This window comes from Streptomyces sp. RKAG293 (assembly GCF_023701745.1).
Taxonomy (GTDB): Bacteria; Actinomycetota; Actinomycetes; order Streptomycetales; family Streptomycetaceae; genus Actinacidiphila.
In genome coordinates, this window is sequence record NZ_JAJOZB010000001.1 from 7,845,326 (window position 1) to 7,863,062 (window position 17,737).

Here is a 17,737-nt window from a genome sequence, read left to right on the forward strand (position 1 = left end):
CGGACGGGCCCGCCGGCCGGGTCTTCGATCCGCCCTGCGGAAACGATTACGGCTGCCGGGGCAACGTCCCTTCACCTCGGATTCCGGGGACAGTTCGGCGGGCCGCCGGTTCCTCGTCGGGGCCGCGATGACGACCGCCGTCGCGCTGATCGCCGCAGGCGTCGTGCTCGCCACGGTGAACCGCCAGCCGGACCATGCGCGGCCGCTCTCGGTACCCGTCGCGGGCAAGCCGTCCGGCCCCGCCGACACCGGACCGTCGTCCGGCGTCCGGGCCGAGACGGCCCGGTGGATCATCCGGAACGTCGGCCCCGGCCATGTGGTCGCCTGCGACGCCGCCATGTGCGGATCGCTCGCCGCGCTCGGCTTCCCCGCCTCCTCGACGGTGTGGGTGAAGGACAGCGCGCTGGAGCTGCAGAGCGCGGACGTCGCGGTCCTCACCTCGACGCTGCAGACCCGGCTGGGTCCCGCCGTCGGGGCGCTGACCGCCGCTCAGCCGCTCGCCGCGTTCGGCTCGGGCGCCCAGACGGTCACGATCCAGCCGGTGGCCCACGCCGGACGGGCCTCCTACGAACGGGCGATGGCCGCCGACCTCGCCGACCGCGGACTCGCGGGCCGGGCGCTCGCGGCGAACAGCCGCATCACCTTCGCCGCCGCGGCCCGCGTCCCGCTGGAGCAGGGACTGGTGGACATGCGGATCTGCGCGCTGCTCGCGACGCTGAGCAGCGGACACACCCTGACCGTCGAGTCCTTCGGGCCGGCCGCGCCCGGAGCCGGCGCCGGCGTCCCCCGCAACGGGGTGGAGATCTCCACCATCGACACGGTCTCCGCCATGGGGTCCGCCGAACCGGCGACCACCCTGCGGGCCCTCGTCGCGGCCCAACAGCCGCCGTACCGCCCGCTGCGGACCGCGAGCCGCGCGGCGCAGGCGGGGTCACCGGCGGTGCTCACCCTGCTCTACTCCCAGCCGGCGCCGGTCAATCCGCGGAACGGCGCGGCTCCGTGAACCTCATCCGGCGACGCGTACTCGACGACTCGCCTCCGACGACGCGTCTTCGACGACGCGCGTCCGACCACCACATCCGACCGTCGTATGCCAGAAGGGCCCCCTCGTATGACGCTTCCCGTCCGCAGACCCGCGGCCGTCCTGCTCTCGGCCGCACTGTGCACTGCCGTGCTGGCCGGTCCCGCCGCCGCGACCGCGAACGCGGCCCCCGCCCAGCCGGGCGGCTGGCTGCGGCTCGCCCACTTCTCGCCGGGCGCTCCGGCCGTGGACGTCTATCTGTATCCGTTCGGCGGCTCGAAGGCCGCGCTGGTGCTGAAGAACGTCGCGTACGGTGACGCCTCGCCGTACGAGACCGTGGCCGGCGGGCAGTACACGGTCGCGATGCGGGTGGCGGGTGCGGCGGCGTCCGTCGCTCCGGTCATCTCCGCCACCGTGCGGGTCGAGCAGGGGAAGGCCTACACGGTGGCCGGCCTCGGCCCGGGTAGCGCACTCGAACTGCGGACTCTCGACGACCAGCTCTCCGCGCCGCAGGACCGGGCCGGGATACGGGTGATCCAGGCGTCGCTGAGCCAGCCCTCCGTCGCCGTCCAGGTCGCGGACAACGGACCGAGCCGGCTGCGCTTCCCCACCTCGACCCCGTACAGCACGGTGCGCGCCGGAGCCACCGCCGTGAAGGTCACCGCGGGTTCGGCCAGCACCAGCCGGACGCTGCAGCTCGCGGGCCGCAGCACCCACACCCTGGTGGTGCTCTCCTCGTCGGGCGCCGCACCGAAGCTGCTCGACCTGACCGACTCCAGCGGGCCCGCCACCCAGCCGGGCGGCGGCGTCGAAGCGGGGCTCGGCGGTCTCAGCAAGCCAGCCGCCACGGCGACGGGCGCGGGCGGTTCGTCCTCCGGCCTGCCCGCGGTGGCCGGCTGGGCCGCCGCCCTGGTCCTGGGCCTCGGCGCGCTCCTCTTCGCCGCGCGGCGCCTGCGGCGGTCCTGAGCCCTGATGGGACGCCATGCCAGGCCCCGCCCGCCGCACCGGATCGCGCTCGGTTCGCTGGCGCTGCTCGGAGCGGCGTCGGCGGTCGGCGGCGCGGTGGGCCTCGGCCCGCACCTGATGCGCGCCGACGCGCCGGCCGGCGGTGACCGGGCGGTCCGGATGGCTGTCCCGGCGCCCGGTCCCGACCCGGTCGGCACGACGCCGCCGGGACCGTCGCCGGCCGTCGCGCCGCACCCCAGCTCGCTGTCCATCCCGGCCATCCAGCTGCGCACCGCCCTGGAGACCCTCGGACTGTCGCCCACCGGAACGCTCCAGGTTCCGGTGCGGCCGGAGCGGGCGGGCTGGTTCGACGGCGGCCCCGTCCCCGGCCAGGTGGGCCCCGCGGTCGTGGTGGGCCATGTCGACTCCGTCGACGGGCCCGCCGTGTTCGCCCGGCTGTCGTCGCTGCGGCCGGGCGACGTGATCACCGTGGGTCTCGGCGACGGCGGCAGCGTCCGCTTCCGGGTGACCGCGGTCCGGCGGTTCGCGAAGGACCGGTTCCCCACCGCCGAGGTGTACGGGCCGCAGCCGGATGCGCAGCTCCGGCTCATCACCTGCGGCGGGGCCTTCGACGGCCATCACTATCCCGACGACATCGTGGTCTTCGCCCGCCTCGCCGGCACCCCGTAGCCACGCCCTCTGGAAAATAGCTCTGACTACGAGCTAAAATTGCGCTATGACCGCAGCGGAGTTCCCCGACGCCCTCGCGGACGCGCTGGCCGGTGTGCAGCGGCTGATCCGGCGCCGGCTGCGCGGCGGGCTGACCGTCCCACGGCTGCGCGGCGCGCAGGTCGAACTCCTGCAACTGGTCGCGGCCCGTCCCGGCATCCGGGTGTCGGCCGCGGCCAAGGAGCTCTACCTCGCGGGCAATTCGGTCTCCACACTCGTCAACCAGCTGGTCCGGGACGGCTATCTGCTGCGCGAGACCGACCCGGACGACCGCCGCTCGGCACTGCTGCAGATCACTCCCGCGGCCAGAACGCGGCTGCGCGACTGGAAGTCCCGGCGCGACGCGCTGGTGCGCGAGCAGGTGGCGCGGCTCGACGCGGCCGACCGGGCGGCACTGGAGGCGGCGCTGCCGGCGCTGCGCAGACTCGCCCAGAACCTGCACGAGGAAGCGGAGGGGACATGACCGTCGATTCCGGAACCGCCGGCCAGGGGGCCATGGATCAGGAGGCCGTGGATCGGGCGGTCGTGGATCGGGCGGCGCACGCTCCCGGTCCCGCCGAACCCGACGCCGTCACCTGTAGCGGGCTGGAGTACGCCTTCGGCGAGACGAAGGCCGTCGACGGCCTCGACCTGTCGGTCCGCGCCGGTGAGGTCTTCGGGCTGCTCGGCCCGAACGGGGCCGGCAAGACCACCGCCATCCGCTGCATCACCACCCTGCTGCCGGTACCGGGCGGCATGGTGCGGGTCTTCGGGCACGACGTCGCCAAGGAGCGGATGGCGGTGCGTCGGCTGCTGGGCTACGTACCCCAACAGCTGTCCGCCGACTCCGGGCTGACGGGCCGTGAGAACGTGGCGCTCTTCGCCCGGGTCTTCGACGTGTCCCGCCGCGAACGGGCCGCCCGCGTCGGGCAGGCGCTGGAGGCGGTCGACCTCACCGACGCGGCCGACCGGCTGGCCAAGACGTACTCCGGTGGCATGATCCGCCGCCTCGAACTCGCCCAGGCGCTGGTCAGCGCGCCGCGGCTGCTGATGCTCGACGAGCCGACGATCGGCCTCGACCCGATCGCCCGCACCAGCGTGTGGGAGCACATCAACGCGGTACGGGCCGCCACGGGCATGACCGTCCTGGTGACCACGCACTACATGGACGAGGCCGACCAGTACTGCGACCGCGTCGCTCTCATGCACCGCGGCCGGATCCGCGCGCTCGGCACGGCCGACGAGCTCAGGTCCGATCTGAGGGACCGCCGCCGGGCATCCGGCGACGACGACGCGGCGCCGACGCTGGAGGACGTCTTCCGGGACGTCGCCGGCAGCGGCCTCGACGAGCAGGGAGGAGACTTCCGCGATGTCCGCAGCACCCGCCGCACCGCGTCCCGTGTCGGCTGAGAGCGCGCTCCCCGGCCGGCTGGACCTGCTGCTGGTCCCACCGCGCGCCCGCACCGGCTGGCGGGTGCTGCCCGCCAGGGTCGGCGCGATGTGCGTGGTCGAACTGCAGAAGCTGCGCCACGACCGCACCGAGCTGTACACCCGGGCCATCCAGCCCGCCCTGTGGCTGCTGATCTTCGGTGAGACGTTCACCCGGATCAAGGCCATCCCGACCGGCGGCATCCCGTACATCGACTACCTGGCGCCCGGCATCATCGCGCAGTCCGCGATGTTCATCGCCATCTTCTACGGGATCATGATCATCTGGGAACGCGACGCCGGGATCCTCACCAAACTGCTCGTCACCCCGACCCCGCGATCCGCCCTCATCACCGGCAAGGCGTTCGCGGCCGGGGTGAAGGCGCTGATCCAGGCGGTCGTGGTGATCGTCATCGCCGCCCTGCTCGGGGTGGCGATGACCTGGAACCCGCTGCGCCTGCTCGGGGTGGCCGTGGCGGTGGTCCTCGGCTCGGCCTTCTTCTCCTGCCTGTCGATGACCATCGCGGGCATCGTGCTCACCCGCGACCGGCTGATGGGCATCGGCCAGGCCATCACGATGCCGCTCTTCTTCGGCTCCAGCGCCCTCTACCCGGTGGCGATCATGCCGGGCTGGCTCCAGGTGATCAGCAAGGTCAACCCCCTCAGCTACCAGGTCGACGCGCTCCGCGGGCTCCTCCTCGGCACCCCGTCCCACCTGCTCCTCGACTACGGCGTCCTGATCGTCGCCGCGGCCCTGGGCATCGCGGCGGCCTCGTCCCTCCTGGGCCGCCTCGCCCGTTGACCCGGACGACTGAAGCGGCGCGTTCAGCGCCCGGGCGGCAGCGAGGGGTCAGGAGCCCACGGGGTTCACGAACGTGCCCGGGTGGGTGGCGCCGTCCTGGCGGACGATCGAGCCGCCCCAGGGCCACTTCAGCGCGAACTGGGTCTTCTCGTCCGGTGGCGTGATGCGGACCAGGGCCGGCTGGAAGGACTCGGCGGCGGGGGCGGTCGTGGGGAGGATGGTGATGGAGAAGTTCGTGGTGTCCGAGGGCTTGAGCAGGATCTTGGTGGGCGTCGTCGAGGAGCGGGTCAGCGACCAGGTGCCGTCGGTCGCGCGGTCGCCGACGATGTCGACGCCGGGGAAGCCGATGAGCGAACAGGTGTGGCGGCTGATGTTGGTGAAATAGACGGAGGCCCGGGTCTGGGCGGTCGAGTTCATGTCCGGGGCCGCACCGCCGCCGGCGGCGAAGCCCGCCTTGAGGTCACCGGTGTGACACCGGACGATGGACGCGAGATCGACGACCGTGGACGTACCGGAGGTGGACGTATCGGCGTTCGACGGGCCGTCGTCGGACGACGAGGATCCGCTGGCCGTCTCGTTGCCGCCGCTCTTGGCGCTGTCGGTCGCGCCGCCGCTGCCGGCCGAGGGCGTCGCCTTCGGGGCGCCCTTGGTGGGGGCGGGGGCCGGGGTGCTCGGGGCGTGGTTGGGGCGTCCGCTGGATCGCGCGCCGTCCGCCGAGCTCTGGCACGCGACGGCGCCGGTGCTCAGGGCGGCGATGGCGAGTATCGCGGCCCCGTGGCGGGGCAGGCGATTCAGCATGGCGGTCATGGGTACCCGACTCTCTGCGTGCGGTGGCGCGACGATCTCTGTGCGTTCACGCGCGGAACCCGGGCCGCGGTTCCAGCGGACCGCCACCGGCCGCGGGATCGCCGTACCGGGTCGAGCCGCAGGTCAGCCGGAAGCGGCTGTTCCGCACCGGACCGGCGACGCGGAACGCTCAGCGCAGCTGCTGCACGCGCAGGGCCAGTTCCATCTCGAAGCGGGCGTCGGGGTCCTGGAGCCGGTCGCCGAAGAGTTCGTCGAGCTGGCGCAGCCGGTAGCGGACGGTCTGCGGGTGGATGCCGAGCCGGGCGGCCACCTCGTTGGCGTTGCGGCTGCACTGCAGCCAGCAGAGCAGGGTGTCGGCGAGGCGGGCCCGGTACGGCGGGCGCATCCGTTCCAGCGGGCCGAGATGGCGTTCGGCGAGGGCGTCCACCAGGGCCTCGTCCTGGAAGAGCAGCATGGTGGCGAGGTTCTCGGAGCAGCGCACGACCTCGTCGCCCGGCAGGACGTCGCGCCGTGCCAGGGTCAGCGCGTCCATCGCCCAGCGCAGCGACCGGGCGCCCTCGGTCAGTTGGACGGTGGGGCCGAGTGCGGCGCGGTGGCCGTGCAGCGCGGAGTCGACGGCGCGGGTGCGCCCGGGACCGCCCGGGTCGGGGACGACGATGCAGCCGGGCCGCTGGTCGAAGCGGGCCAGGAAGTCCGGCGGCAGGATCGGGTAGAGGGTGTCGCGTTCCCAGTGGTGGTCCACGACGACCACGGCGAGGGAGGTGGGGACCGGCCAGTGGGCGGCGTGGGCGAGATCGCGGATGGCCTCCTCGGTGGGGGGCTGTTCGGCGATCAGCATGTCGAACAGCCGCAGCCGGCGGCGTTGCAGCTCACCCGCCAGATGTAACTGGGCCTCGGCGTACCCGGCGGAGGTGGCCGTGGCGATCTCGTCGATATGGACCAGCGCGGCCTCGCCCAGCAGGCCGAGGACCTCACGCGGCAGGATGTCGGCGTCGGCGAGGCTGACGATGCGGCGCCAGGAGATCCGGGCGCCGATGCGGAGCGCGCCCTGGAAGGAGTCGAGGCTGCGGCCCTCCCTGGCCTCCCCGCGGCCGATACCGCGGTAGATGTTGATGACTTCCTGCGCGCTGATGCCCGGGGTGGAGAGGCGGTCCAGCAGGAGGTTCAGACCTAATTCCACGCCGGTGTGGATGGTTTTCGTGTAGGTGTCGTTCGTCGGGCGGTCGTACTCGGGAATCTCGGCCTGGATGGCTGCGACCACCTCCTTCCGGATCGCGTCGAGGAAGGGCCGGAGATGGTGGGCGAGCTCCGGGGGGATCCGGCTGAACGGCTCATCTGCCAGTTCTTGGGTCTGTCGCACCGTGGCGGAGTTCCTTCCGCTTATTGGTTCGATTGCTTGCGACGGTACTCCCCGGACGTCGCTGCCCGCCACGGTGCCTGACGGAGCATCAGATTATGATGTCTTGTCACTTGAGTGACAACGAGTCCCCGTTGAGGTGGCCTTCCGGCACAGCCGGTGTCCGCCGGCGGAGGGCGAGGAACGTCACCAGGGCGCCGCACAGCACACAGCCGGCCGCGAGTCGCAGGCCCGACGCGTAGCCGTGGAGGAACGCGGTACGCGGATCGGAACCGGCGGCGAGTTCCGCGCTCCGGGTGTGCGTCAGGACGACGCCGACCAGGGCGATGCCGAAGACCCCGGAGATCTCCCGGGCCGCGCTGACCACCCCGGACGCCATGCCGTTGTGGGAGGCCGGCACCGAGGCGAGGGAGCGGACCGTCAGTGGCGTGGTGAGGGCGGAGCCCGCGCCGATCAGCAAAAGCCCCGGCTGCAGGCCGAGCCAGCTCGTCCGCAGACCGGTCGCGGACACCTGCACCAGCCCCCACGCCACCAGCACCAGACCGGCCGCGATCACCCGGTGCGCGCCCCAGGCCGCGCAGAGCCGTTCCGCGAACGGCGTCAGGGCCAGCAGCGCGAGCGCGAGCGGCAGGAAGGCGAGACCGGCCCTGGTCGCGGAGAACCCGAGCACCTGCTGCAGATACAGCGTGGTGAAGAAGAACACGCCGTTGACGCCGATGCCCCAGAGCACCTGCGCGGCCGTGCCGCCGCTGAGGAGACGGTCACGGAAGAGGCCCAGTTCGAGCAGCGGCGCCGCCCTGCGGATCTCCAGGGCCACGAACAGCCGGCCCGTCAGCGCCGCTGCGAACAGACACTGGGGCACCGGCCACCGGGTGAAGCCGTGCGCCCCGCCCTCCAGCAGTCCGTAGGCCAGCAGATACAGCGCCGCACTCGACAACACGACCCCGGGCCCGTCGAGTCGGCGCAGCGCGGACGGGCCCGGGCGGCGTACGGCCGCCGGTACCGCGCCGGCCAGCAGCAGGCCCAGGACGCCGAAGGGCACGTTCAGGAAGAACACCCAACGCCAGCCCCAGCGCTCGGTGATGAAACCGCCGAGCACCGGCCCCAGGGCCAGTGCGACCGCCAGCGCCGCGGTCCACAGCCCGACCGCGAGCGAACGGCGCGCCGCGGGCAGGTGGCCGGTGATCACCGCCAGCGTCGCGGGGATCACCAGCGCGGCCCCGGCGCCCTGCACGGTCCTGGCCGCGATCAGTGTCGGGCCGTTCGCCGCGAGGCCGCCCGCCACCGAGGCGGCCGTGAAGACCGTCAGCCCCGTGATCAGCACCGGGCGGCAGGACAGCAGGTCGGCGAGCCGGCCGCCCGCCAGCAGCAGCGCGCCGAAGCTCAGAACGTAACTGGTGCCCACCCACTCCAGATCCGGCAGATCGAGGCCCAACGCCCGCTGTACGGAGGGCAGCGCGACGTTGACGACGGTGTTGTCCAGCGTCGTGATGAACCCGGTCACCGCGATCCCCAGCATGATCGGCAGCGTCCTGCCCCGGTCCACCGGCGGCTCCTCTCCCGGGGTCAGGGGCAACCGGACCTGGCGGGTCCTGTGCTCGGGGCCGTCCGACCCTAACCACCGCACCCGCCGTTCGGCTTGTCATCGGAGTGACAGAAGGCGGACGGGTGGCTGTCACCCCCCGCTCTAGTGGCCCGGCAGCCGGAAGCGGAACCTGTTGCCCCCATGACGCTCCAGAATTCCGGATCCCCCCTCCGGGAAGGAGAGCCGCGCATGACCCGTTTCGCCGAGTTCGAGTCCCGTCGCGCCCAGGTTCTGCGAGGAGGCTCACCAGCGGCCGTGGAGCGCCAGCACAGCCGCGGCCGGCTCACCGCACGGGAGCGCATCGACCTGCTGCTCGACCCCGGCTCCTTCACCGAGACCGACGCCTTCGTCCGGCACCGCTGCACCGCCTACGGCATGGACGCCTCCCGCCCCGACGGCGACGGGGTCGTCACCGGCCACGGCACCGTCGACGACCGACCGGTCGCGGTGTTCGCGCAGGACGCCACCGTGTTCGGCGGAAGCATGGGGGAGGCCTTCGGCGAGAAGGTCCTCAAGATCATGGACCACGCGCTGAAGGTCGGCTGCCCCGTGATCGGCCTCAACGACTCGGGCGGCGCGCGCATCCAGGAGGGGGTCGTCGCCCTCGCCCACTACGCGGAACTCGTCCACCGCAACGTCATGGTCTCCGGGGTGATCCCCCAACTGTCCATGATCCTCGGCCCGTGCGCGGGCGGCGCCGCGTACTCACCGGCGCTCACCGACTTCACCGTCATGGTGCAGGACATCTCCCACATGTTCGTCACCGGCCCCGACGTCATCCACTCGGTGACGGGGGAGGAGACCACGGCCGAGGAACTGGGCGGCGCCCGCACCAGCTCCGCCGTCAACGGCACCGCCCACTACCTCGCCCACGACGAGGCCGACGCCTTCGACTTCGTGCGCGGGCTGCTCTCCTACCTGCCCGCCAACAACCGTGAGGCACCACCGCGCTACCGGCAGCACTCCGACCCCGGCATCACCGCGACGGACCGGGAACTCGACGAGATCGTCCCCGCCAACCCCGGGCACGCCTACGACATGCGGGAGATCCTGCGGCGCGTCGTGGACGACGGCGAACTGCTGGAGATCCAGGAACTGTTCGCACCGAACATCATCTGCGCCTTCGGCCGGGTCGAGGGCTCATCGGTGGGCCTCGTCGCCAACCAGCCGCTGCACTCCGCCGGCGCCCTGGACATCAACGCCTCCGAGAAGGCCGCCAGGTTCGTGCGGTTCTGCGACGCCTTCGGCATCCCGATCCTCTCCTTCGTCGACGTCCCCGGCTACCTCTCCGGCGTGCGGCTGGAGCACGAGGGCATCGTCCGCCGGGGCGCCAAGCTGCTGTACGCGTACGCCGAGGCCACCGTGCCCGCCATCACCGTCGTCGTCCGCAAGGCCTACGGCGGCGGCTACGCCGTCATGGGGTCCAAGCACCTCGGCGCCGATCTCAACCTGGCGTGGCCGACCGCGCAGATCGCCGTCATGGGAGCGCAGGGCGCGGTCGCCGTCCTGCACCGCAAGGAACTGCGCGACGCCGAGGACCCGGAACTGCTGCGCAAGCAGCTCACCGCCGAGTACGAGAACGAGTACGCCACCCCGTACCTGGCCGCGGAGCGCGGCTACCTCGACGCCGTCATCCTCCCGCACGAGACCCGCGGCCGAATCGTCCGCGGACTGCGGTCGCTGCACGGAAAACACCGGCCCGCACCGCAGCGCCAGCACGGCAACATCCCCCTCTGAACGACCCGTCCCCCGGTACCGCGGATCCCCCCACCGGTCCCACGGAACCACCTCCTCCGAGAGCGGCCCCCCTCGCGCCGCCACCCCTCTGGAGTCCCATGCCCCCCGCGCGCCCTCTCCCGCCGACCGAGTCCCCGCTGACCGAGTCCCTGCGCCGCTGGTCCACCGAGCGCGGCGCCCAGCGGGCCTTCACCTTCGTCGACTTCCCCACCCCGGACTCACCGGGCCGGCACCGCAGCCTGACCTGGAAACGGCTCGACCAGCAGGCCCGCACGATCGCCTGGCGGCTGCGGGCCGACGTGGGCCCCGGCGAGCGGGCCGCGCTGATGCTGCCCCAGGGCCTGGGCTACGTGGCGGCCTTCCTCGGCTGCCTCTACGCGGGAGTGATCGCCGTCCCGCTGTTCAGCCCCGACCTGCCGGGGCACGCGGGCCGGCTCGCCGCCGTGCTCGACGACTGTGAACCCTCCTGCATCCTGACCGACACCCCGACCGCCCCCGCCATCGCGGCGTTCGCCGCCGAGCACGGGATCCCGCACCTCCCGGTCGTCCGCATCGACCGGCCGGCCGGTGCGGGCCCGCTCACCGACCCGTCCGCCGATCCGGACCGGCCGTTGCCGGTACCCGAGCTGGACGACATCGCCTACCTCCAGTACACCTCGGGCTCCACCCGGGTCCCCGCCGGCGTGATGATCAGCCACGGCAACGTCGTCGCCAACGCCCGGCAGGCCGTCGTCGCGTTCGGCGTGACGGCGGACGGCAGCACCAGCGTCGGCTGGCTGCCGCTCTTCCACGACATGGGCCTGGTGCTGAGCATCGCCGCACCCGTACTGGCCGGCATGTCCTCGGTCCTGATGGACCCGGCCTCCTTCCTGGAACGGCCCGTGCGCTGGCTGCGGCTGCTCGGCGCTTACCCCGGCACCATCAGCGCCGCCCCCAACTTCGCCTACGACTACTGCGCCACCCGCATCGACGAGGAACAGGCCGCGCCCCTGCGGCTCGACCGCATCCGCGTCATGATCAACGGCAGCGAACCCGTACGGCAGGGCACCGTGGAACGCTTCCAGCGCGCCTTCGCCCACACCGGACTGGCGCCGGAGGCGCACTGCCCCTCGTACGGCCTGGCCGAGGCCACCGTCTTCGTCACCACCGAACCGCCCGCCGACCTGCCCCGGACGCTGGTCTGCGACCGCGAGGCACTGGCGGCGGGGCACATCCGGCCGTGCGCGGACGACGACGCCCTGGCGACCGTACTCGTCGGCTGCGGAACCCCGGTGGGGCAGGAGCTGCGCATCACGGACCCGGTGACGGGGCTGGTGCTGCCCGAGGACCGGATCGGTGAGATCCGGCTGCGCGGCCCCAACATCGGCCTGGGCTACTGGAAGCGGACCGGCCGCTCGCAGGCGTCCTTCGCCTCCCGGATCCCCGGCGAACGGGGCGACTGGCTGCGTACCGGCGACCTCGGGGCGCTGCACGAGGGCCGGCTCCAGGTCACCGGACGGCTGAAGGACCTGCTGATCGTGGACGGCCGCAACCACTACCCGCAGGACCTGGAGGAGACCGTCCAGTCCTCGCTGGACTGCGTACGCCGCGACCGGCTCGCCCTGTTCACCGTGACCGGCGACGGCCGGCCCGACGAGGTGGTCGCCGTCGCCGAGCACGCCCGTGACCTCGACGTCACCGCCGAGTTGTGCGCGGCGGCGGAGCGCGCCGCCCGCGCCCGGATCTCCGCCCGGCACGGGGTACGGCTGGCCCGGCTGCTCCTCGTACCGCCCGGCGCGGTGCCGCGCACCTCCAGCGGGAAGGTCTCCCGCTCCGCCTGCCGCGAGCGGTATCTGGCGGGCGAGTACGAGGGGGAGGCGGCGGCAGGTGAGTGACGGCGCCGGTGGCGCGGGGGAGTCCGGCATCGCCGGGGAACTCCGCCGCGCGATCGTCTCGCGGCTCTCCGAGTGGTACGGGCTCGACCCGGCCGACATAGACGACGACCGGCCGTTCGCGGAACTCGGCATCACGTCACGGGACGCCATCGCCCTCACCGCCGAACTGCGCGCGCTCACCGCCGTTCACCTGCCCGCGACCCTGCTGTGGGAGGCGCCGACGCTGGGTCGGCTGCTGTCGGTGGTCGAAGCCGCGGTAGGGGACTCGGTCGGAGACTCGGTCGGAGACGAGGAGAAGGCCGGTTTCCCGGCGCCGAGTCCGCGTGCCGCCCCGGCGCAGCCGACGGGCGGCGCGCCGAGCGCGGTCGCCGTCGCCGTCGCTGTCGTCGGTATCGGCTGCCGGCTCCCGGGCGGCATCACCTCCCCGGCCGGCTTCTGGGAGCTGCTCAGCGGCGGCGGCAACGCCGTGGGCACGCTTCCCGACGGGCGGTGGGCCCCGTTCGTCCCCGACGGCGCGCCGCCCGAGGGCATCAGCCGGCATGGCGCGTTCCTGTCCGACGTCGCGGGGTTCGACGCCGAGTTCTTCGGCATCTCGCCGCACGAGGCCACCCTCATGGACCCCCAGCAGCGGCTGCTGCTGGAAGTGACCCGGGAGAGCCTCGACCACGCCGCCGTCCCCGCGCCGGGCCTGGCCGGGACCCGCACCGGCGTGTTCATCGGGATCAGCGGCAACGAGTACGCCCAGCTCACCACCGCCGACCTGGACGCGGTCGACGCGTGGACCCCGCCGGGCGCCGCCCTGAGCATCGCCGCGAACCGCCTCTCGTACGCGCTGGACCTGCGCGGTCCCAGCCTCGCCCTGGACACCGCCTGCTCCTCGTCGCTGGTCGCCGTGCACCACGCCGTCCGCAGCCTGGTGTCCGGTGAGACCGACACGGCCCTCGCCGGCGGTGTGAACCTGCTGCTGTCGCCCGCGCTGACCCTGGCCTTCCAGCGCGCGGGGGCGCTCGCGCCCGACGGACGGTGCAAGACCTTCGACGCCGCGGCCGACGGCATGGTGCGCGGCGAGGGCTGCGCGGTCGTCGTCCTCCGGCGGCTGGCGGACGCCGAGCGGGACGGGAACCGCGTCCTCGCCGTCATCCGGTCGACCGCCGTCAACTCCGACGGCCGCTCCAACGGGCTGCTGGCCCCCAACCCCGAGGCCCAGCGAGCCCTGCTGGAGCAGGCCCACGCCGGTGCGGGCACCGAACTCGACTACGTCGAGGCGCACGGCACCGGCACCGTGCTCGGCGACCCGATCGAGGCGCACGCCCTGGGGGCGGTGCTGGGCCGTGGCCGCGAACCCGACCAACCGCTGCTCATCGGCTCGGCGAAGACCAACGTCGGCCATCTGGAGGCCGCGGCCGGCATCACCGGGCTGGTCAAGACGGTGCTGGCGCTGCACCACGACGAACTCCCGCCGCACCTCAACTTCGGCACCCCCAACCCGCTCATCGACTTCGACGCGCTGGGTCTGCGGGTCGTCGACTCCCCGGAGCCCTGGCCGCGTTACTCGGGCCGGGCCACCGCGGGCGTCTCCGCCTTCGGGTTCGGCGGCACCAACGCGCACGTCGTGCTGGAGGAGTACCGGCCCGCGCTGAGGAAGGCGCCGGCGCCCGGGGGAGCGCCGGCCATCACCGTCCTGGACGCCCTTTCCGCCGCGCGGCTGCGCGAGGACGCGGCGGGGCTGAGCCGCTGGCTCGCGTCGCCCGCGGCCCGTGGGGTCAGGATCGAGGACGTCGCCCGAACGCTGCACGGCCGCACCGGCCGCGGCCGGTACCGCGCGGCCGTGGTCGCGGGCAGCCGTGAGGACGCCGCGGCGGCGTTCGCCTGCCTCGCCGAGGGCCGGCCCCATCCGGCGGTCGTCACCGGCGGCCCGGCCACCGAAACCGCCCGCCCCGTCTGGGTGTTCTCCGGCTACGGCTCCCAGTGGCCGGGCATGGCCCGCCGGCTGCTCACGGCGGAACCCGCGTTCGCCGAGGCGGTGGACCGGCTGGAACCCCTGCTGCTCGAGCACGCGGGCCTCTCGCTGCGCGCGCGACTGGAACCGGATGCGGAGCTGTCGTCCCCGTCGGTCGTGCAACCGGTGCTGTACGGGCTCCAGGTCGCCCTGGCCTGGCTCTGGCGCGCCTACGGAATCGAACCGGCTGCCGTCATCGGCCACTCGATGGGCGAGGTCGCCGCCGCCGTGGTCGCCGGTGCGCTCGACGCCGGGACCGGGGCCCGCGTCATCGCGGCCCGCTCCCGACTGCTGGACGGGCTGTCGGGCGGGGCGATGGCCGTGGTGGAACTCTCCGCCGCGCAGGTACGGACGCACACCGGAACGTGGCCCAGTCTGCTGGTCGCCGTCCACTCCTCGCCCGGCCAGAGCGTCGTCACCGGCACGGCGGACGACATCGGCGGGCTGATCCGACGGGTGGAGCGGGACGGCGGGCTCGCCCGATCGCTGGGGGTCGCCGCGGCCGGCCACTCCCCGCAGGTCGACCCGCTGCTCGGCCCGCTGGCCGGAGAACTCGGCGAGGTGACGCACCTGCCGCCCGGCGTTCCCTTCTACAGCACCGTCCTGGACTCGCCCCGCGAACTGCCGGTCTTCGACACCGGGTACTGGGTGGCCGGACTGCGCCGACCCGTGCGCTTCGCGCAGGCGGTCGCCGCCGCGGCGGCGGACGGGCACCGGCTGTTCGTCGAGGTCTCCCCACACCCCACGCAACTGCATCCGCTCGCCGAGACGCTGAGCGCCTCGAATATCGCTTCGGGTGCCACTCCGGATGCCGCCTCGGGTGCCGTTTCGGGTGCCGGGAACGCCGCGCTGTTCCCGACCCTGCGCCGGAACACCGACGACGCCTTCTCGTTCCGGCACAGCCTGGCGGCGCAGCTGGTCCGCGGCATGGCCGTCGACCCCGGGGCGCTGCACGGGGGCGGCCGGATCGTCGACGTACCGAGCGTGGGCTGGCGGCACCGTCCCTACTGGGTGAAGGGGCGGCTGGCGGCACAGCGGCAGGAGCCCGATCCGGTACCGCTGCCGACGCCCGGCACCGCCCAGCCGGCGGACCGGCCCCGGACCGTCATCGACCGGCTGCGGGAGCATGTCGCCCAGGTCATGGGATACGCGCCGGAACACATCGACCCCGGCACGCCGCTCACCGACCTCGGCCTCGACTCCCTCATGGCCACCCGCATCCTGGCCGCCGTCCAGCGCGACTTCGGCACGGTCGTCGAACCGCGTGTGCTGCTGCGCAACGGCACCGTCGCCGAGCTCGCCGCGTGGCTGGAGCCGTCGGGCCCGGAGGACGGTACGGAGCAGGCGTCCGAGGATGCGTTCACGGGTGTGCTTCCCCGGGACGCCGCCGAGCGGCTGGTCTCCCGGGCCTGGCAGAGCGTCGCCGGCGGCCGCCCGCCCGGCGCCGAGGACGACCTCGGTCTGCGGGAGCTGCCCCGGGAGCGGTTGGCGGAGCTGGCCCGGGAGCTGTCGGAGCGCGCCGGTTGGGAGGTACCGGCGAGTGACCTGCTGACCGGGCCCTCCACCGTCGCCGCCGTCGCCGGTCTGCTGCGCCCGCGTCTGGAGGCACCGGTCAGCGGTCCGCTACGCGTCCTGCGGGCCGGCGGGAGCAGGCCGCCGCTCTTCCTGATCCATCCCGCGGGCGGCTCCACCGCCGTCTACCGCGCCCTCGCCCAGCGACTCGGCGACGATCAGCCCTGCTACGGACTGGAGCGGCTGCCCGGACCGGACGCCGTGCACGAGCGGGCGGCGGCGTACACGCGGGTCGTCCGCGAGACCCGCCCGCGCGGGCCGTGGCTGCTCGGCGGCTGGTCCTACGGCGGGGTGGTGGCCCAGGAGACGGCACGGCTGCTGGTCGGCGACGGCGACGGAACCGTGCCCGCGCTGATCCTGATCGACAGCGTGCTGCCGCTCCCGGCACCCGAGTTGTCGCCTCCGGAGGAGGCCCGCCGCCGCTTCGCGGACTTCGCCGCGTACGTCGAGCGCACCTACGGCAGCCCGCTGCCGCTGCCCTACGACGAACTCGCGACGCTCGACGACGCCGGACAGATCGAGCTGGTCGTCAAGGCCCTGGAGCAGGCGGCGGATCTGCCCGCGGCCGTGCTGGAACACCAGCGGACCTCGTATCTGGACCTGCGCAGCGGGGAACGGCACACCCCGCGCCCGTACGCCGGCCGGACGCTGCTCTACCGCGCCACACGGAGTGCGCCGCACACCGTCCAGGACGCGCGCTACACCCGTACCGACGAGGCGCTCGGCTGGGACGGGACCTGCACCGACCTCTCCGTCACGCCGATCGAGGGAGACCACCTCTCCCTGCTCGATCCGCCCGCGGTCGACGACCTCGCCGCGCTGCTCACCCGCGATCTCAACCCACCCACGACAAGAGGGATCTGATGCACACACAGCGCCGTCGCCGTACGTCCCGCGCCGCCGTCACCGGAGCGGCCATGCTCGCGGCGACCGCCGCGCTGACCCTCGGCCCCACCGCTCTCGCCCCCGCCGCCGCTGCCTCCACGACGGCCGCCGTCCCGGCCCGCACCGCCCTGGACGGGGCCGGCATCGTCTCCGAGAACTGGATCGACGGCCGCACCGTCGATCTGCAGATCAACTCCCCGGCGATCCGCGGCACCGTCGCGACCCGGCTGCTGCTGCCCGCCGACTGGTCCGCCCAGGCCACCCGCACCTGGCCGGTGCTCTATCTGCTCCAGGGCGCGCACGACGACTACACCTCGTGGACCCGCGAGACCGACATCGAGCAGTTCACCGCGGACAAGGAAGTCATCGTCGCCATGCCGTCGTCGGGGCCCACCGGTATCCCCAGCAGCTGGTGGAACTTCGGCTCGGGCGCTCCCGACTACGAGACCTTCCAGGTCACGGAGTTGATGCAGCTGCTGCAGCAGCACTACCGGGCCGGGACGACACGGGCCATCGGCGGGGTGTCCACCGGGGGCTGGGGCGCGATCGCGTTCGCCGCCCGGCACCCGGGAACGTTCAAGGCGGCGGCCTCGTACAGCGGTGTCCTGCACACGACGATGCCGGGCATGCCGATCATCGTCGAGGCCATCGTGGGCCGTGAAGGGCTTCTCCCGTGGGCGCTGTGGGGCTCCCCGATCTTCCAGAGCCCGCTGTGGAACGCCCAGAACCCCTACGCCCTGGCATCGAAGCTGACCGGCACCAGCCTCTACCTCTCCTCCGGCACCGGTGTCGTCGGCGGGAACGGGGAGCTGAGCGCCGAGGCCCTGGAGACCACCCTGTGGCCCGCCTCCCAGAGCTTCGCCGCCCGCCTGCAGCAGCTCGGCATCCCCGCCCAGACCCACTTCTACCTCGGCGGCACCCACAGCTGGACCTACTGGCGCAACGAGTACAAGACGTCCTGGCCGCTCCTCTCGCAGGCACTCGGGTTGTAAACGACTGACGCCCGGCGCGCTGTGA

At 73.4% G+C, this 17,737-nt stretch carries 13 protein-coding genes; 10 read left to right on the forward strand and 3 right to left on the reverse strand.

All coding sequences use genetic code 11. From position 1 onward, the window contains the following. Positions 1–127: 127 nt before the first annotated feature. The 6 genes from LNW72_RS34675 (at position 128) to LNW72_RS34700 (ending at position 4,904) form a co-directional block, all read left to right on the forward strand. Positions 128–1,003, forward strand: a complete 876-nt coding sequence (locus LNW72_RS34675) for a hypothetical protein (protein ID WP_250978997.1) — start codon at positions 128–130, stop codon at positions 1,001–1,003. 108 nt (positions 1,004–1,111) lie between these two features. After that, complete coding sequence (locus LNW72_RS34680) at positions 1,112–1,987, forward strand: DUF4397 domain-containing protein (RefSeq protein ID WP_250978998.1); 876 nt, start codon at positions 1,112–1,114, stop codon at positions 1,985–1,987. A gap of 6 nt (positions 1,988–1,993) precedes the next feature. Further along, the gene (locus LNW72_RS34685) at positions 1,994–2,656 is read left to right on the forward strand and encodes a class F sortase (protein WP_250978999.1); all 663 of its coding nucleotides are present in this window, start codon (positions 1,994–1,996) and stop codon (positions 2,654–2,656) included. A gap of 46 nt (positions 2,657–2,702) precedes the next feature. Continuing rightward, positions 2,703–3,158, forward strand: coding sequence for a MarR family transcriptional regulator (locus tag LNW72_RS34690; RefSeq protein WP_250979000.1), 456 nt, complete (start codon positions 2,703–2,705; stop codon positions 3,156–3,158). A 32-nt stretch (positions 3,159–3,190) separates the two neighbouring features. After that, complete coding sequence (locus LNW72_RS34695; RefSeq protein WP_250980428.1) at positions 3,191–4,084, forward strand: ATP-binding cassette domain-containing protein; 894 nt, start codon at positions 3,191–3,193, stop codon at positions 4,082–4,084. After that, positions 4,044–4,904, forward strand: coding sequence for an ABC transporter permease (locus tag LNW72_RS34700; protein WP_250979001.1), 861 nt, complete (start codon positions 4,044–4,046; stop codon positions 4,902–4,904). Before LNW72_RS34695 ends, LNW72_RS34700 begins: the two co-directional genes overlap by 41 nt. A gap of 48 nt (positions 4,905–4,952) precedes the next feature. Here LNW72_RS34700 and LNW72_RS34705 read toward each other — a convergent pair whose 3' ends face one another. The 3 genes from LNW72_RS34705 to LNW72_RS34715 all read right to left on the reverse strand — a co-directional run bounded on the left by LNW72_RS34705 (position 4,953) and on the right by LNW72_RS34715 (position 8,614). Further along, positions 4,953–5,702, reverse strand: a complete 750-nt coding sequence (locus LNW72_RS34705; RefSeq protein ID WP_250979002.1) for a DUF4232 domain-containing protein — start codon at positions 5,700–5,702, stop codon at positions 4,953–4,955. 178 nt (positions 5,703–5,880) lie between these two features. Next, positions 5,881–7,071 carry a helix-turn-helix domain-containing protein gene (locus tag LNW72_RS34710; RefSeq protein ID WP_250979003.1) on the reverse strand — a complete coding sequence of 397 codons (1,191 nt, stop codon included), beginning with the start codon at positions 7,069–7,071 and terminating at the stop codon, positions 5,881–5,883. A gap of 106 nt (positions 7,072–7,177) precedes the next feature. Next, on the reverse strand, positions 7,178–8,614 hold the full coding sequence (locus tag LNW72_RS34715) for an MFS transporter (RefSeq protein ID WP_250979004.1): 1,437 nt from the start codon (positions 8,612–8,614) through the stop codon (positions 7,178–7,180). Positions 8,615–8,842: 228 nt separating this feature from the next. Here LNW72_RS34715 and LNW72_RS34720 point away from each other — a divergent pair, with 228 nt between their 5' ends. From LNW72_RS34720 to LNW72_RS34735, 4 genes are all read left to right on the forward strand, one after another. After that, positions 8,843–10,390: an acyl-CoA carboxylase subunit beta gene (locus LNW72_RS34720; protein WP_250979005.1), complete on the forward strand. Its 1,548-nt coding sequence runs from the start codon at positions 8,843–8,845 to the stop codon at positions 10,388–10,390. A 98-nt stretch (positions 10,391–10,488) separates the two neighbouring features. Continuing rightward, entirely contained in the window at positions 10,489–12,264 is a 1,776-nt protein-coding gene (locus LNW72_RS34725) for a fatty acyl-AMP ligase (protein WP_250979006.1), read from the forward strand. Continuing rightward, a complete protein-coding gene (locus LNW72_RS41795; RefSeq protein ID WP_250979007.1) occupies positions 12,257–16,699 on the forward strand; it encodes a type I polyketide synthase in 4,443 nt (1,480 codons plus the stop codon). The genes LNW72_RS34725 and LNW72_RS41795 overlap by 8 nt, the downstream gene beginning before the upstream one ends. After that, positions 16,699–17,712 (forward strand): alpha/beta hydrolase family protein, encoded by a 1,014-nt coding sequence (locus tag LNW72_RS34735; protein WP_250979008.1) that lies wholly within the window; start codon positions 16,699–16,701, stop codon positions 17,710–17,712. The genes LNW72_RS41795 and LNW72_RS34735 overlap by 1 nt, the downstream gene beginning before the upstream one ends. Positions 17,713–17,737 lie beyond the last annotated feature (25 nt).

Bases quoted from the DNA above. Each gene is read 5' to 3' on its own strand.
- LNW72_RS34675 (WP_250978997.1), top strand. From the start codon at position 128: ATGACGACCGCCGTCGCGCTGATCGCCGCAGGCGTCGTGCTCGCCACG.
- LNW72_RS34680 (WP_250978998.1), top strand. From the start codon at position 1,112: ATGACGCTTCCCGTCCGCAGACCCGCGGCCGTCCTGCTCTCGGCCGCA.
- LNW72_RS34685 (WP_250978999.1), top strand. From the start codon at position 1,994: ATGGGACGCCATGCCAGGCCCCGCCCGCCGCACCGGATCGCGCTCGGT.
- LNW72_RS34690 (WP_250979000.1), top strand. From the start codon at position 2,703: ATGACCGCAGCGGAGTTCCCCGACGCCCTCGCGGACGCGCTGGCCGGT.
- LNW72_RS34695 (WP_250980428.1), top strand. From the start codon at position 3,191: ATGGATCAGGAGGCCGTGGATCGGGCGGTCGTGGATCGGGCGGCGCAC.
- LNW72_RS34700 (WP_250979001.1), top strand. From the start codon at position 4,044: ATGTCCGCAGCACCCGCCGCACCGCGTCCCGTGTCGGCTGAGAGCGCG.
- LNW72_RS34705 (WP_250979002.1), bottom strand. From the start codon at position 5,702: ATGCTGAATCGCCTGCCCCGCCACGGGGCCGCGATACTCGCCATCGCC.
- LNW72_RS34720 (WP_250979005.1), top strand. From the start codon at position 8,843: ATGACCCGTTTCGCCGAGTTCGAGTCCCGTCGCGCCCAGGTTCTGCGA.
- LNW72_RS34725 (WP_250979006.1), top strand. From the start codon at position 10,489: ATGCCCCCCGCGCGCCCTCTCCCGCCGACCGAGTCCCCGCTGACCGAG.
- LNW72_RS34735 (WP_250979008.1), top strand. From the start codon at position 16,699: ATGCACACACAGCGCCGTCGCCGTACGTCCCGCGCCGCCGTCACCGGA.